The organism is Leucobacter faecis (genome assembly GCF_054456695.2).
Map to the genome: position 1 here is coordinate 1 of NZ_JBTJER020000020.1, position 13,739 is coordinate 13,739.

Sequence of the window (13,739 nt, forward strand, 5' to 3'; positions counted from 1 at the left end):
TTTCACCGTGGGGCTCTGGCCTTACAAGGCTTGTAATCGATTATTTATAAACCCCACACTCATAGGGTCTGCGCGACCCACTACGTCATCCTGCGCGACGAAGGAGTCGCAGGATCCAGAGCGAAAGTTGACACCAACAAGACCCCTGGGTCCTGCGACTCGCTGCGCTCGCGCAGGACGACCAAGGGCGGCTAGCGCTCGCAGCCGCGTGGCCACAAGCCCCTGTTCAGGGGCGCCCGCAGCCCCTACAGTGGGGGGCATGGTGAACTATCGCTTTTTGGGCAACAGCGGCTTCAAAGTTTCAGAGATCACGTACGGCAACTGGATCACGCACGCATCGCAGGTCGAAGACGACCGGGCGGTGCGCACCGTGCACGCCGCCCTCGACGCCGGTATCACGAGCTTTGACACCGCCGACACATACGCCAACACCGCCGCCGAGTCTGTGCTGGGTCGCGCCCTCAAGGGGCAGCGCCGCGCGGGGCTCGAGATCTTCACGAAGGTCTACTTTCCGACCGGCCCCAAAGGCCCCAACGACACGGGACTCAGCCGCAAGCACATCTTCGAGTCGATCAACGGTTCGCTCTCGCGTCTCGGCACCGACTATGTCGACCTGTACCAGGCACACCGCTACGACGTCGAAACCCCACTCCAAGAGACCATGCAGGCGTTCGCCGACGTGGTGCGCCAGGGCAAGGCGCTCTACATTGGCGTCTCGGAGTGGACGGCCGAGCAGCTGCGCGCAGGCCACGCGCTCGCCCAGCAGCTCGGTGTGCAACTCGTCTCAAACCAGCCGCAGTATTCGATGCTGCACCGCGTCATCGAGGGCAAAGTGGTGCCGGCATCTGAAGAGCTGGGCATCTCACAGGTCGTGTGGTCGCCCATGGCGCAGGGCGTGCTCTCGGGCAAGTATCTGCCCGGTGAGCCCGTGCCTGCGGGGTCTCGCGCCACCGACGAGAAGAACGGCGCCGAGACGATCAAACGTTTCTTGCGCGACGATGTGCTCGAAGCTGTGCAGCGACTCGTGCCCATTGCCGCCGAGGCCGGTCTCACCATGCCGCAGCTCGCGATCGCCTGGGTGCTGCAGAACCAGAACGTTTCGGCCGCGCTCGTGGGAGCGTCACGGCCCGAACAGCTCGCAGACACGGTGAAAGCATCTGGGGTGAAGCTCGACGCCGATACGCTGGCGGCCATCGATACCGCCCTCGCAGGCACCGTGCACGACGACGCCGGCGACACCTACCAGGCGTCACCAGCGCGCCGGCTCGTGTAGCGGGCAGCGATCGAGTGGCGGGTTCACGCAAGGGAGCGAAGCATGATGCGCATCACACGGTACGGTCAGTCGGGCATGCTGCTAGACGAGGCGGGCACCCGGCTACTCATTGACCCCGGCACGTTCTGCGGGTCGGCCGTGTTTGAGCTGGGTGAGCTCGATGCGATCTTGTTCACGCACGAGCACGTCGACCACTGCGACCCCGAGCGGGTGCCAGGGCTCCTCGCCGCGAACCCGGCCGCGCTCGTGTATGCGCCCGCCGCGGTGCTCGAGCAGCTCGGGCTAGCAGCAGGCGGTGCTGTCGCTGGGCCGGGGGCCGGGGGCGACGGGGGCGCCGGCGACCGAAGATCGGGCAACGCGGGCGGAAACGCGGACGGCGGCGCGGGAGACGGCGCGGGAGGCCGCGGCCGCGCCGTGATCGCGGGGCGCGCCTTCACGGTCGGGCAATTTCGCGTTGAACCGGTTGGTGAGCTGCACCAGGTGATCCTGCCCGAGATTGCCCGCTGTGCCAACACGGGGTTTGTGGTGACCGACACTGCGGGCACCAAGCTGTTTCACCCGGGCGACAGCTACGAGGCGATCCCCGCGGGCATCGACGTGCTCGCGGTGCCTCTGCTTGGGCCGTGGAGCAGCCTGCGCGAAACGGTGGAGTTTGTGAAGGCTGTGTCACCTGCGCAGATCTTCGCGATGCATGATGCGCTCTTGAACGAGAGCGGACGGGCGTTGTTTTGGCGGCTGCTCACCACCGCGGTCGGGCCGCAGGTCGCGCACCTGCCGGTTGAGATTGGTGACTAGCCGAGGCGCTTCGAGTGCACGCTTTGAAGGCTCGCAGCGCCGGGTGTCCCGCGCCCTAGCCCCGGTGTCCCACCAGGAGTAGCGTGAAGCGCAGGAGGAAATTATGCTGCGAGATATTGAAGTTCGGTTGCCCGGAGACCGGGCGGTGCGTTTTGGCGACCTCGCACCGGGGGCGGCGCTCGTGGTGAACGTCGCCTCGAAGTGCGGGTTCACGCCCCAGTATGCGGGGCTCGAAGAGCTGCACCGCGAGTTCGGCCCGCAGGGGCTCACCGTAATCGGCATGCCGTGCAACCAGTTTCTGTTTCAAGAGCCGGGTAGCGACGAGCAGATCGCCGAGTTCTGCTCGCTCACCTACGGTGTCGACTTCACGCTACTCACCAAGGGCAAGGTGAACGGGCGCGGCGTAGAGCCGCTGTTCAAGGAACTGCGTAAGGCGAAGGATCCGGAGGGGCAGTCTGGTCTTGTGCGCTGGAACTTCGAGAAGTTTGTAGTGAGCCGCGACCCCGCTGCGGGAGGCGAACCTGCCATCGCCCGGTTCAGGTCGAGCACCGAACCCGGCAGCGACGCGCTGCGGGCCGCGATCACCGCCGCCCTCACCGCGTAGTCTGCCGGTTCATCGCGATTGTCCAACGCCCGGGAACCAGTTCAATCACGTCCTTCTCGTATGTACTCGTTATTTTGATGTCTACGACAGGTCGCCACCGCGGTGGCCGCGGTCGCGACCGCTGCGGTGGCCGTCGCGCCCGTGCAGCGCGGCCGTTACGATGGCGATCGCCGAGCCGATGGCCGTGTCGACGACGCGTTCGGTCGCAGTCGTGACGTGGTCTGAGCCGACGATCGCTGCCCCCGTGAGCAGCAGCACAAGCGGCGTGATGAACACGAGCGCGAGCGCATAGTTGCGCACCACTACAAACTCGATGCCAAACTGAAGTGCCATGAGCAGCGCGACAAGCACCAACGGGTACTCCCCCAGCGGCGCGATCGCCAAGTAGAACGCTGCCCCCAAGAGCGTGCCAACGGTGCGGTGCAGCCCGCGCCCAATCGAGTAGCTGCGCACGGCACTCAGCCCCACGACAGCGATCGAAGCGCACACGGTCCAGTACGCCCGCTGTGGGTCGAAGAACGCCGCGGTGACCGCGGTGCCGATGAGGGCGGCAAGGGTGATCCGGAGCGTGAGCATTCGCTCGCCGGGGCCAAGCCACGGGCCGGGCAGCACCTCACGCAGCGGGCGTGCGGGGCGTGTGCGCTCGCGGCGGCGCAGCAGCGGAGTGCACGCGATGAGGCACGAGAAAGCGACGCCGCAGGTGAGCGCGAGCAAGAAAGTGAGCGGGTCGTTGTGGCGTTGGCCGTCGTCGCCGAGACCGGTGATGCTGCCGGCGAGGCCGTAGGTGAGCACTAAGAACACGGGGCCGGGGGCGCCGAGGCGAAACGCGAACGCGAGCGAACTCGAGACCGCAGAAATGAGCACGAGTCCGGTGAGTAGCAGCGGCACCGAAGGCGCCGCGAGCACGCCGAGGGCGGCGCACACAATCAGGTAGGCGCCCACGATCGGCAGCACCCGGGCGCGCTCGCGGGCGCGCAAGTGGGTCGAGTAGAGGGCCACGAACGCGCCGGCGGCCGTCTGGAGTCCGAGCGCTTCGTGACCTGCGAGAGTGAGCGCTGCGAGCGGGCCGCCGATGGAGAGGGCGGCGCGCAGGGCGATTCCTCCGCGGGGGCCGGGCCCCGGCGGCAGCGCGAAGAGGCTTAACGCTGCACGCCGCGACGCGGTGATGAGCCCGGTCGGCGGGTTTGCTGGGCTAGTTGGGCTAGCTGGGGTAGCTGGGGTAGCTGGGCTAGCTGGGCTAGCTGGGCTAGCTGGGTCGCCTGGTAGCCCGTCGTTCTCGCCTGCCACCCGGTGTTCTCCTGCTTCGTCGTGCGCGTCGTGCGCTGTACAACGGTACCAAGCCGGTGGCCGTCTCTGCGGCAGTCCCTACGGCCGCCCCGGGCGGACCTGCCGGGCGCCAGACCCGGGCGGTCCGCCGGGCGCGGACTTGCCCCCAGTACGCACTGGCGACGAGTCGGCATCGAAAGGACGAGTCGGCATCGAAAATACGTATTTATCGGGCCCTCTCGTCAGTTCGATGCCGACTCGTGGGCGCGTAGCGCGGGTTTCGTTGAGCAAGACCACTTCATAGCGTTTCAGTATCATTATTGATACCATATACTCATGTCGGGGTTAGAGAAAATACTCTCGCAGATGAGCAATAATCCAAAGAACGTAGCCTTCAACGATCTTGCAAAAGTCTGCGACCACTTCTTCGGGGCTCCGCGTCAACATGGCACATCACACCGTCTTTACCGCATGCCTTGGTTTGGAGACCCACGAGTGAACATTCAGAACGACCACGGCAAGGCCAAGCCGTATCAGGTGCGGCAGGTATTGGCCGCCATCAACAAGCTGAAAGGGATGCAAAATGACCACCGTTAACCCCGACCACTACACCTACCGCGTTCGCTGGTCGGGTGAGGACGACGCATTCGTCGGCACGGTCGCTGAGCTCCCCTCGCTTTCGTGGATCGAAGAGTCACAAACCGCAGCGTTCGACGGGATCCGCGCCCTCGTCGCCAGCGTGCTTCACGACATGCAGCTTAGCGGCGAGGCCCCACCCGCCGCGCTCGCAGATCGCAACTACTCGGGCAAATTCATGGTGCGTCTCACACCAGAGGCACACCGACAGCTTGCACTCGAAGCCGCCGAGCAGCACGTCTCGCTCAACCGTCTCGCGGCGGCCCGACTCGTGGGCGCGTAGCGCGACGCTGCTACCGCGGGCCCATGCGCAGCGCGCCGTCCATGCGAATCGTCTCGCCGTTCAGGTAATCGTGGTCAACGATCATCATGACAAGCTTGGCGAACTCGGTGGGCTGCGCGAGCCGTGGCGGGAACGGCACCTCTGCGGCGAGCGCCTCACCCAGTTCAGCCCCGAGTCCCGCGAGCATCGGCGTATTCACAACGCCTGGCGCGATCGTGTTCACCCGAATCCCATTGCGCGCGAGGTCCCTCGCCGCGGTCAATGTGAGCGACACGATCGCCCCCTTCGATGCGGCGTAGGCGGACTGACCGATCTGCCCCTCGTAGGCCGCTATTGAGGCCGTGTTGACGATCACTCCGCGCTGTTCGCCTTCGCCACCGGTGGAACCCGCTTGGGAGCCACCCGTCGGTTCTTGCTTCGCCATTATCTCTGCGGCAAGTCGCAGCACGTTAAACGTCCCCACCAGGTTGACGTCGACAATGCGTCGAAACAGATCGAGGTCGTGGGGGCCATCGCGCCCCAGAATACGGTTCGACGGGGCGATCCCTGCGCAGTTCACTGCGACTCTCAGCGGCTGAGCGGAATCGAGGGTGGCAAGCGCTGCGGCGACTTCTTCGCCCGAGGTGACATCTGCTGCGACCAGGCGCACGCTGCCGGCCGGCGCCCCGCCGGGGCGGGCGACCTCGATCCGGGATCCGGTATCTGAGTTTGCGCCTGAGCTTGCGCCTTGACCGCGCGCGCGCTCAATACTCACCTCAAGATCGATGCCGAGCACGTGCGCGCCGCGGGCGGCGAACGCCGAACTCACGGCCGCGCCGAGCCCCGATGCGGCGCCTGTGACAACCACGCTGGTACCTGCTAGCTTCATTGCTGCTCCGTTCGCTGGGAGTGTTCGCTGGGAGGGGAAAGGCTCTGCCTGGCCCTTCGTTTCGACGCTACACCCATTCCACGGGCGATCAGCGACGCCGTGCCCACCCCTCGACATAGTGAGGCAAGCGCGCAAAGCGCAGCAAGCGCGCAAAGCGCAGCAAGCGCGCCAAGCGCAGCAAGCGCGCAAAGCGCAGCAAGCGCGCCAAGCGCAGCAAGCGCAGCCAGCGCAGCCAGCGCAGCCAGCGCAGCAGCCCCTTACACCGCGCGCAGCACGACCGCGGTGCCCTGGCCGCCGCCACCGCAGATGCCAATGGCACCGAGTGTGCCCGCACCGCGATCGGCGAGCTGCCGGGCGAGCGTGCCGACGATGCGTGCCCCCGAGGCGCCGATCGGGTGGCCGAGGGCGATCGCGCCACCGTGCGGGTTGACGATCGCTGGGTCGAGGCCGAGTTCGCGGGTTGACTGCACGCCGACGGCGGCGAAGGCTTCGTTGATCTCGACGACGGCGAGGTCTGCGGCAGAGAGCTCGGGCAGTTTCGCGAGCGCAGCGGCGATCGCCCGGGCGGGCTGTGAGTGCAGGTGAGTGTCGGGGCCCGCCACGAGCGCGGTCGCTTCGACCCGCGCAAGCGGTGTCAGCCCGAGCCGAGCTGCCGCGGCGTCGCTCACGAGCACGAGGGCTGCCGCCCCGTCGGTGATTTGTGAGGCGTTGCCCGCCGTGATGGTGCCGTCGGCAGCGAAGGCTGGGCGCAGGCCCGCGAGGGTCTCGGCCGTCGTTCCGGGGCGCACGCCGTCGTCGGCCGATACGACCGTCTCGCCGCGCCGCGACGTCACGGTGAACGGCGCGATCTCGCCCGCGAAGAACGCGCCCGAGGCTGCGGCGCGCTCGTGCGATGCGGCGGCGAACTCGTCTTGTTCGGTGCGGGTCAGGCCGAGCGGCACGTTGCCCGTCTCGGTGAGCGCGCCCATCGCAACCCGGTCGAACGCGTCAGACAGGCCGTCGTGGTCGACGGTGTCCACGAGCTGCGCGGCGCCATACTTGGTGCCGGCGCGCAGCTGCGTCACGTGCGGAGCCAGCGACATCGACTCCTGCCCCACCGCGACAACCACGTCGGCCTCGCCTGCGCGAATGAGCCGCGCGGCTTGCGCGACAGCTTCGGCCCCCGACAGGCATACGGCGTTAAGCGTAATTGCGGGCACGTTCATGCCGATGCCCGCTCCCACGGCGGTCTGGCGCGCGGGGTTCTGCCCGGCGCCCGCCTGCAGCACCTGGCCAGCGACGACCGCGTCGACCTCTGCGGCAGCTACCCCGGCGCGAGCGAGCGCCGCCTTGACGGCGTGCGCGCCCAGCACCGTCGCGGGCTGCGCCGCGAGCTGGCCGGTGAACTTGGTGAACGGGGTGCGGGCGTACCCCGCGATCAGGGCCTGGTGCTGCGCGGTCATGAGCGACCTCCTTGTGCGTACGGTGTGGGCTGGCCCGCACCGCCCGAGGCGGCCCGGGGTGCATGGCTCTCGCTGCCATTCTGCCTGATCCGGATCCCCGAAGCCCCGCCCTTCTCGCACAGTTTGGGGAGTTCACAGTATGCATCGGCGCGCGCACGACGGCCCGGCAGCGGCAGCGGCACCGCAGCGGCACGACAGCAGCGCAGCAGCGGCACGGCAGCGGCCCGGCAGCGGCAGCGGCACGGCTATGGTTGATCGAGTGACCAGAGCCGACGACAGCAGCCCCGACTCGCCCCAGACGCCAAGCGACGCCAATGAGGTCGAGGGGTTCGCGGGCCTCGACCTCCTCGAGTCCAAGCGCACCGACGCCAAAGGCACCGACGCCAAACGCACCGACGCCAAAGGCACCGACACCAAACACAAGAAACCGCGCACGCGGCGCCGCAAGCGCCGGGCCGCCGGCACGATCGCCGTCGTCACGGTGCTCGCGCTTGCCGCCGCGACCGCCTACACCGCAGCCGCGGCGGGGGCGGCGGTGCCCGATCCGGAGCTGATGCTCACCGAGCCCGCCCCGCAGCCGGTCGCCGCGAGCGAGGAGCCCGCGCAGGCCGCGGTCGACGCACAGCCGCTGCCGACCGCGATCGGTTGGGCTGAGTCGGAGGGGGTGTGGACGAACGATGAGCAGGCCTACCCGCTGGCGAGTGTGTCGAAGCTCGTCACCGTGCTCGTGGCGCTCGAGACGCGGCCGCTCGCCCCCGACTCCGACGGCGAAACGCACGTGTGGAGCGAAGAAGACGCCACGCAGCAGGCCGCGTACCTCGCAGATGACGGGGTCGCGTACCCGGTGCCGGTGGGCACTGAGATGACCGAGCGGCAGATGCTCACGCTCATCTTTCTGCCGTCTGCCAACGATTTTGCCGACGCGTACGCGCGCTGGGTGTTTGGCAGCAACGAGGCCTTTCTCGCGGCGGTCGAGGCGTGGAAGACGAAGCACGGCATCGCGTCGCTCGAGTTCGTCGAGCCGACCGGCATGGACGAGGGCAACCGGGCAACACCCGCAGATCTCGTGCGCATCGCGCGCATCGCGCTCGCAAACCCCACCGTCACACAGTTCACGAACGTCGTTTCGGCCGAGATGCCGTGGGGCATCGGCACGATCGAGAACACGAACCCGCTGCTTGCCGAGCTGCCCGGCATGGTCGGGCTCAAGACCGGACGCTCGAGCTCGGCCGGGTTCAATCTGGTCGCGGCGCAACGCGTCGACGCTCACGGCCGCGAGGTCACGAAGATCTCGGTGACCATGGGTCGCGGGTCGGTCGAGGAGCGCGCGCAGTCGGGCCGCGACATGCTCGCCGCGATGGACACGCTGCCGCAGGTTGTGCCGATTGTTGAGGCAGGAACCCAGGTGGGCGAAGCGGTGTCGGTGATGGGCGATCAGCAGCCGCTCACCGCCGCGACTGCGGCGAGCGCGGTGCTGCTGCCCGGTGAGCTCGCGACGCTCGAGGTGGCGCTCGGGGCTGACGCTGCTGGTGCGGGCGCTGCTGTGTCAAACGCTGCGCCGGATCAGGCCGTGCCCACCGCAGCTACCGCAAGCAGCGACGGTCAGGCTGACAGTGGTGCGGGCGAAGTTGTGGGGAGTGTCACGATCTCGGCGCCCGCTTCGTCGGAGGTGCTGCCCGTGGTGCAGACGGGCAGCTTCACCGAGCCCGACCTGTGGTGGCGCGTCACGCACCCCGAGGTGTTGTGGGGCTAAGGCAGTTGTCACCCACTACTCTGCGAGCGCTCCTTCTGCGAGTCGCTGCACGACCCCGGTCAAATGGTGCAGCCCAGCAAGCAAGTCCTCGTCGCGAGTGAACTCTTTAAGGTTGTGGGAGATCCCGTCGACGCTCGGTACGAACAGCATGACCGTCGGGGCGACATCCTTCATGTTTGTGGAGTCGTGGCCGGCGACCGTCATCACGCGGTCGTGGGTGAGCCCGAGCTCCTCGGCGACGACGCGGGCCAGCTCGACCCCGTCCTCGGGGTAAGGGTTCTGATCCCAGCTGTGTTCGGCCACGATTTCAATATCGACGCGATCTTCACGCTGCACCTTCGCTACGGTGCGCATAACCGACGCGTAGGCACGCTGGAGCACCTCTGCGCTGGGTGAGCGCAGATCAAACAACAGCTGCACCTCGCTCGCCACGACTACGGGCGAGTTCGGGTATACGTTGATCTCACCGCAGGCGGTGTGCAGCAACCCCTCGTCGAAGTCGTCGACCAGTTCGCGCGCGGCCACCACGAGGCGGGCGGCCCCCAGCAGTGCATCTCGCCGGTCGGCCATGAGTGTCGAGCCGCTGTGGGCTTGCTCACCCGTGATCTTGAACTCGAACTTGTGGGCTGCCCAGGTGGCGTTGACGAGTCCGATTGTCACACCATCTTCCTCCATGCTGCGCCCCTGCTGCACGTGAATCTCAGCGTATGAGGCCACCTCGAGCCCAGCGAAGTCACCTCGTTCGCTGATCTCATCTAGTGCTTCTCTCACGCTGACACCGTGCGGGTCGGTCGTCTCTAGCACGGTCGCGACGTCGAGCTTGCCGGTAAACACCGAGCTGCCCATCATTGAGGGCTTGAAACGCGAGCCCTCCTCGTTAAACCAGTTGACGACGGCGAGGTTGAACCGAGCGCGTTCGGGCTGGGCGCGCAGCGCATCGGCCACACGGATACACGCGTGAGCCGACGCCATCACACCGTAGGCCCCATCGAACCGGCCCGCGGTCGGCTGCGAGTCCATGTGTGAACCGGTTAGCACGTAGGGCGCACCAGGCACCAGCTCGAGCAGGCCAAACTGGTTGCCGACGGTGTCACGATGCACAGTGAAGCCGCTCTTCTCGAGCAGCTCGGCGAACCACTTGCGCTGTGCCCCGTCTGCGGCACTCGCGGCCTGGCGTTCTACGCCGATCGTGCCTTCAACCGCACCAAACTGCGCGTGCACGTCCCAGTCCGCCAGAAACCTCGTGTCTCGATCGATGGTTGTCTGATTCGTCATGGTACGTCCTTTCGATGGTGTTTCGGTGTGCCGTGGCCAGCTGCCCGGCCGTTCCAAGGTGTTGCATAGTGTCGTCACGAATATGCGCGACAAATTCCGTTTCTTAGACCGCCATAAACGGAATTAGTCGCGCATTTTTCACGTTATCGCGCGTCATAGCTCAGCTGTCCGCCCACGACGGTGGCGACGATGTCGAGGGCAGCGATGTTCTCGGCTTCGAGGGGGGAACCCGAGAACACCGTGAAGTCGGCAAACTTGCCCCGCTCGAGCGTGCCCTTGTCGGCGATCTGGCCGGTGGCGGTGGCTGCCCACTCCGTGTGTGTGCGCAGCGCCTCTTCCCGACTGATGCCCTCGCCTGCACCCAGCAGAGTACCCGCTTCCGTCACACGGTCGACAGCCGACTGCATGCCACGGCGCAGGTTGTTGTCGGCGACCGGCAGGTCGGAGGAGCCTGCCAGCACGATGCCAGCGTCGATGATGGACCGGCCGCGGTACAGCCAGTCGGCGCGCTCTGGCCCGACCTGCTCGGCCATCTGCTGCCCAAAGGCGTTGATGAACCCGGCCTGCGGTGTCACAGCGATGCCGAGAGACCCTGCCCGCACGAGCTGGTCGGGCCGGGCAATGCCAAAGTGTTCAATGCGACAGGGCAAGCCATACCGTCCATAGCTGGTCTGTGCCTCGTCGATCAGGTCGAGCGCGAGGTCGATGGCGGCATCACCGATTGCGTGGAGAGCAAGTGGCCACCCCGCCCGGTATGCCCCGAGCACGCGTTCACGGTAAATCTTGGGATCGTCGAGCAGATAGCCCCGGTTGCCGTGGTTGTGGTGGCCGCAGAAATCCTCGGTCACAGCGGCGGTCGCTCCGAGGAGCGAACCGTCCATGAACACTTTGACGTGACCAAACCGCACCTGGTCGGTGCCAAACCCAAATCGAATGCCCAGATCAATCCCCGTTCCAGATCCAGCACCGTAAAAATCTGCGGCGTTCGCCGTGATCGGATGCAATGCATCGAGCGTGGGCATGAGCTGCGCGCGGGCGTGCAGTCGCCCCCGTTCGGCGGCGGACTGGTACGCGGCGACCTCGATGGGGCTGTGTCCGATCCACCCTCCAGCGACGCCGGCCTCTGTGAAACTAGTGATGCCCTGTGTAGCGTAGCGCGAGGTGGCGGCGTCGAGCGCGTCAATGAGGTGCTCGGTCGCGTACGGCAGCAGCAGGCTCTGCACGAGCCCCTGCGCCGACTCCTCGATGAGCCCAGTCGGTTCGCCGCCTGCGTCGCGCACGACGACGCCGCCCGTCGGGTTCGTAAAGCCGTCGTCGAAGGCGCCCACGAGTCGCAGCGTGGCCGAGTTGGTGATGGCGGCGTGCCCCGAGGTGTGGCGCAGGTACAACGGCCGGGACCCCGTCAGCTCGTCCAGCCGTTCAATGCTGGGAAACTGGCCGTCATGGTGTGCCTGGTTAAAACCTGTCCCGTGCACCCATGCACCCGAGTCGCCACTGGCATCGAGCCGCGCCACCTCTTCGGCGATCGCCTCATAGAGTGCTTCGAGCCCGCGCACGACGCTCAGGTCCACCGCGGTGAGTCCGAGCCCCCACCACGAGGTGTGGCAGTGCGCATCGATGAGCCCGGGAGTGACGGTGGCGGTGGCGAAATCTTCGTTCCGGATCGCGGAAAACCCTTCGAGCTCCTCGTCGAAGCCGACGATGCGGCCGTTCATGACGCCCACTCGGGTGGCCGTGGGGCGCGCTGGGTCGAGGGTGACAATCTCACGCGCAGAAACAATGAGGTCTAGTTGCAGGGCCATGGGTTTACACCTCGCTTGAAGCGGGAGGCATCACCGACGAATCGATGACGACGTGAATGAGTGCGGGCCCCTCTGCTTGGAGCGCGCGCTCGAGGGCGGGCGCAAAGTCTGCCGTGTGGGTGACGTGTTCGCCGTGCCCCCCGAAAGAGCGCATCCAGTCTGCAAAGTTGGGGTTCACCATTTTGGTGCCCGAGGGGCGGCCCGGGTAGTGACGTTCCTGGTGCTGCACGATCGTGCCGTAGACGCCGTTATCGACCACGATCACGAGGGGCGCAGCGCCGTGCGCAAATGCGGTCGCGAGTTCCTGACCATTCATGAGGAAGTCCCCGTCGCCGCACACGGCGACGGACTTGCGATCGGGTGAGATCAGCGACGCAGCAACGGCTGCAGGAACGGCAAGCCCCATGGCTCCGTTGCGAGCCCCCACGAGACTTGCGGGGGTGTTGTGGCGCACGAACCGGTGCGCCCAGATCGTGGCGTTACCCGCGCCGAAGGTGAGAATCGCTTCACCGGCCAACCGCTCGTCGAGCTCCCCGAATGCAACGCCGAGGTCAACACCGGGGTTCGAGACGCCGTCCGGGATCCCCGAGGCGCCGGCCACCCCGGGTACGGAGGCGTCGGGGCGGTGCGCCGCAAACCGCTGCTGAATCTGAGTTCGGTCGTGCATCCAGGCGTCGGAGCGGCTCCCGCGAGCCGCCGCCGGTCCCTGCGCGATGAGCGCCTCTGTCAGCGTTGCGGGGGTGGCGAGCACGTGCTGGTCGATACGGCCTGAGTGCGTCGCAGCGTTCGGGTCCTGGATCACCAGCACCGTGTCGGCGTCGAAGCCCTTCGTGTACCCGTCGCTCAGCACGTCGGCACGCGTGCAGCCCACGAACACCAGCAGGTCGGCCTCGCCGTAGCCCGCAGCCACGGCGTCGGCGCGGCCGTACCCGAGCCAGCCCGCGTAACTCGTGGCATCGTGGGGCACCGCATCATAGGCTCGCCAATCGCAGAACACGGGCACTCCCGCCTCAGCGGCGAATGTTGCGAAGGCACGCCCGTGACCCTGCTCCCAGCCGTCACCACCGACCACGAATGCGGGGCGCTCGGCACGGGCCAGGCGCGCGCAGAGTTCGGCGACATCGGTGACGGCGGGCACGGGTCGCGGGGCAGCCACGGGCGTGGGTGTCGGCGCGTCGGTCTGCCGCATGAGTAAGTCCTCAGGAAGGCCCACGACGACGGGGCCGGGGCGACCGCTGGCCGCGCTCCGGAACGCCTCATCAGTGAGCTCCCCGGCACGATCCGGATCATCGATCGTCAGAACTCGCTTGGCCGTCGACCCGAACCAGCCTGTGAGACTGAACTCCTGGAATGCGTCGCGTTCGCGGTCGTTGACGGGCACAAGCCCGACGAACAGCACGAGCGCAGTCGCGTCCTGCCAAGCCGTGTGGATTGCGACCATGGCGTTTGCGGCACCCGGCCCGCGGGTGACCATGGCTACACCGGGGCGGCCCGTGAGCCGTCCCTCGGCGAGCGCCATGAACCCGGCCCCACCCTCGTGGCGGCACACGACCGTCTCAATTCCCGAATCATGGAGCCCGTCGAGCACGTCGAGGTAGCTCTCTCCGGGAACGGCATACACACGTTCCACGCCGCGCGCTTCCAGTGCGCGTACGATCAGGTGGCCTGCTGACTGAGACATGAACTCCTCGTTCTTTCAACGGGTATCGGGTGGGACTACAGACCCGGCCGGGTGAGTACCC

At 67.0% G+C, this 13,739-nt stretch carries 13 protein-coding genes; 7 read left to right on the top strand and 6 right to left on the bottom strand.

Features of this window, described 5'->3' with window-relative positions; all coding sequences use genetic code 11:
• Positions 1-259: 259 nt before the first annotated feature.
• From ACXR2W_RS13710 to ACXR2W_RS13720, 3 genes are all read left to right on the top strand, one after another.
• Positions 260-1,273: an aldo/keto reductase family protein gene (locus ACXR2W_RS13710; protein ID WP_458817030.1), complete on the top strand. Its 1,014-nt coding sequence runs from the start codon at positions 260-262 to the stop codon at positions 1,271-1,273.
• 42 nt (positions 1,274-1,315) lie between these two features.
• The gene (locus ACXR2W_RS13715) at positions 1,316-2,068 is read left to right on the top strand and encodes an MBL fold metallo-hydrolase (protein ID WP_458817028.1); all 753 of its coding nucleotides are present in this window, start codon (positions 1,316-1,318) and stop codon (positions 2,066-2,068) included.
• 103 nt (positions 2,069-2,171) lie between these two features.
• A complete protein-coding gene (locus tag ACXR2W_RS13720; protein ID WP_458817026.1) occupies positions 2,172-2,672 on the top strand; it encodes a glutathione peroxidase in 501 nt (166 codons plus the stop codon).
• Between the two features lie 81 nt (positions 2,673-2,753).
• On the opposite strand, the gene ACXR2W_RS13725 is transcribed toward ACXR2W_RS13720, so the two are convergent.
• On the bottom strand, positions 2,754-3,959 hold the full coding sequence (locus ACXR2W_RS13725) for an FUSC family protein (RefSeq protein WP_458817024.1): 1,206 nt from the start codon (positions 3,957-3,959) through the stop codon (positions 2,754-2,756).
• Positions 3,960-4,304: 345 nt separating this feature from the next.
• On the opposite strand from ACXR2W_RS13725, the gene ACXR2W_RS13730 reads away from it, so the two are divergent.
• Together ACXR2W_RS13730 and ACXR2W_RS13735 are read left to right on the top strand one after the other, a co-directional pair.
• Positions 4,305-4,535, top strand: coding sequence for a toxin HicA (locus ACXR2W_RS13730; RefSeq protein WP_458817022.1), 231 nt, complete (start codon positions 4,305-4,307; stop codon positions 4,533-4,535).
• Positions 4,522-4,857 (top strand): type II toxin-antitoxin system HicB family antitoxin, encoded by a 336-nt coding sequence (locus ACXR2W_RS13735; protein ID WP_458817020.1) that lies wholly within the window; start codon positions 4,522-4,524, stop codon positions 4,855-4,857. Before ACXR2W_RS13730 ends, ACXR2W_RS13735 begins: the two co-directional genes overlap by 14 nt.
• Before the next feature lie 10 nt (positions 4,858-4,867).
• Here ACXR2W_RS13735 and ACXR2W_RS13740 read toward each other — a convergent pair whose 3' ends face one another.
• A complete protein-coding gene (locus ACXR2W_RS13740) occupies positions 4,868-5,725 on the bottom strand; it encodes an SDR family NAD(P)-dependent oxidoreductase (RefSeq protein ID WP_458817018.1) in 858 nt (285 codons plus the stop codon).
• Between the two features lie 257 nt (positions 5,726-5,982).
• A complete protein-coding gene (locus ACXR2W_RS13745) occupies positions 5,983-7,167 on the bottom strand; it encodes an acetyl-CoA C-acyltransferase (protein ID WP_458817016.1) in 1,185 nt (394 codons plus the stop codon).
• A 62-nt stretch (positions 7,168-7,229) separates the two neighbouring features.
• Between ACXR2W_RS13745 and ACXR2W_RS13750 the strand changes: the two genes are divergently transcribed.
• Both ACXR2W_RS13750 and ACXR2W_RS13755 read left to right on the top strand, forming a co-directional pair.
• Entirely contained in the window at positions 7,230-7,430 is a 201-nt protein-coding gene (locus ACXR2W_RS13750; RefSeq protein WP_458817014.1) for a hypothetical protein, read from the top strand.
• Entirely contained in the window at positions 7,427-8,920 is a 1,494-nt protein-coding gene (locus tag ACXR2W_RS13755) for a D-alanyl-D-alanine carboxypeptidase family protein (RefSeq protein WP_458817012.1), read from the top strand. Before ACXR2W_RS13750 ends, ACXR2W_RS13755 begins: the two co-directional genes overlap by 4 nt.
• 15 nt (positions 8,921-8,935) lie before the next feature.
• On the opposite strand, the gene ACXR2W_RS13760 is transcribed toward ACXR2W_RS13755, so the two are convergent.
• The 3 genes from ACXR2W_RS13760 to ACXR2W_RS13770 all read right to left on the bottom strand — a co-directional run bounded on the left by ACXR2W_RS13760 (position 8,936) and on the right by ACXR2W_RS13770 (position 13,678).
• Entirely contained in the window at positions 8,936-10,195 is a 1,260-nt protein-coding gene (locus ACXR2W_RS13760; protein ID WP_458817010.1) for a M20 family metallo-hydrolase, read from the bottom strand.
• A 143-nt stretch (positions 10,196-10,338) separates the two neighbouring features.
• Positions 10,339-11,997: an amidohydrolase gene (locus ACXR2W_RS13765; protein WP_458817008.1), complete on the bottom strand. Its 1,659-nt coding sequence runs from the start codon at positions 11,995-11,997 to the stop codon at positions 10,339-10,341.
• A 4-nt stretch (positions 11,998-12,001) separates the two neighbouring features.
• The gene (locus ACXR2W_RS13770) at positions 12,002-13,678 is read right to left on the bottom strand and encodes a thiamine pyrophosphate-dependent enzyme (protein ID WP_458817006.1); all 1,677 of its coding nucleotides are present in this window, start codon (positions 13,676-13,678) and stop codon (positions 12,002-12,004) included.
• Positions 13,679-13,739 lie beyond the last annotated feature (61 nt).

What these genes read in the sequence shown, in the direction of transcription:
- ACXR2W_RS13765 (WP_458817008.1), bottom strand. Translation starts at nt 11,997, where the DNA reads ATGGCCCTGCAACTAGACCTCATTGTTTCTGCGCGTGAGATTGTCACC.
- ACXR2W_RS13720 (WP_458817026.1), top strand. Translation starts at nt 2,172, where the DNA reads ATGCTGCGAGATATTGAAGTTCGGTTGCCCGGAGACCGGGCGGTGCGT.
- ACXR2W_RS13730 (WP_458817022.1), top strand. Translation starts at nt 4,305, where the DNA reads ATGAGCAATAATCCAAAGAACGTAGCCTTCAACGATCTTGCAAAAGTC.
- ACXR2W_RS13710 (WP_458817030.1), top strand. Translation starts at nt 260, where the DNA reads ATGGTGAACTATCGCTTTTTGGGCAACAGCGGCTTCAAAGTTTCAGAG.
- ACXR2W_RS13760 (WP_458817010.1), bottom strand. Translation starts at nt 10,195, where the DNA reads ATGACGAATCAGACAACCATCGATCGAGACACGAGGTTTCTGGCGGAC.
- ACXR2W_RS13750 (WP_458817014.1), top strand. Translation starts at nt 7,230, where the DNA reads ATGGCTCTCGCTGCCATTCTGCCTGATCCGGATCCCCGAAGCCCCGCC.
- ACXR2W_RS13745 (WP_458817016.1), bottom strand. Translation starts at nt 7,167, where the DNA reads ATGACCGCGCAGCACCAGGCCCTGATCGCGGGGTACGCCCGCACCCCG.
- ACXR2W_RS13735 (WP_458817020.1), top strand. Translation starts at nt 4,522, where the DNA reads ATGACCACCGTTAACCCCGACCACTACACCTACCGCGTTCGCTGGTCG.
- ACXR2W_RS13770 (WP_458817006.1), bottom strand. Translation starts at nt 13,678, where the DNA reads ATGTCTCAGTCAGCAGGCCACCTGATCGTACGCGCACTGGAAGCGCGC.
- ACXR2W_RS13715 (WP_458817028.1), top strand. Translation starts at nt 1,316, where the DNA reads ATGATGCGCATCACACGGTACGGTCAGTCGGGCATGCTGCTAGACGAG.
- ACXR2W_RS13740 (WP_458817018.1), bottom strand. Translation starts at nt 5,725, where the DNA reads ATGAAGCTAGCAGGTACCAGCGTGGTTGTCACAGGCGCCGCATCGGGG.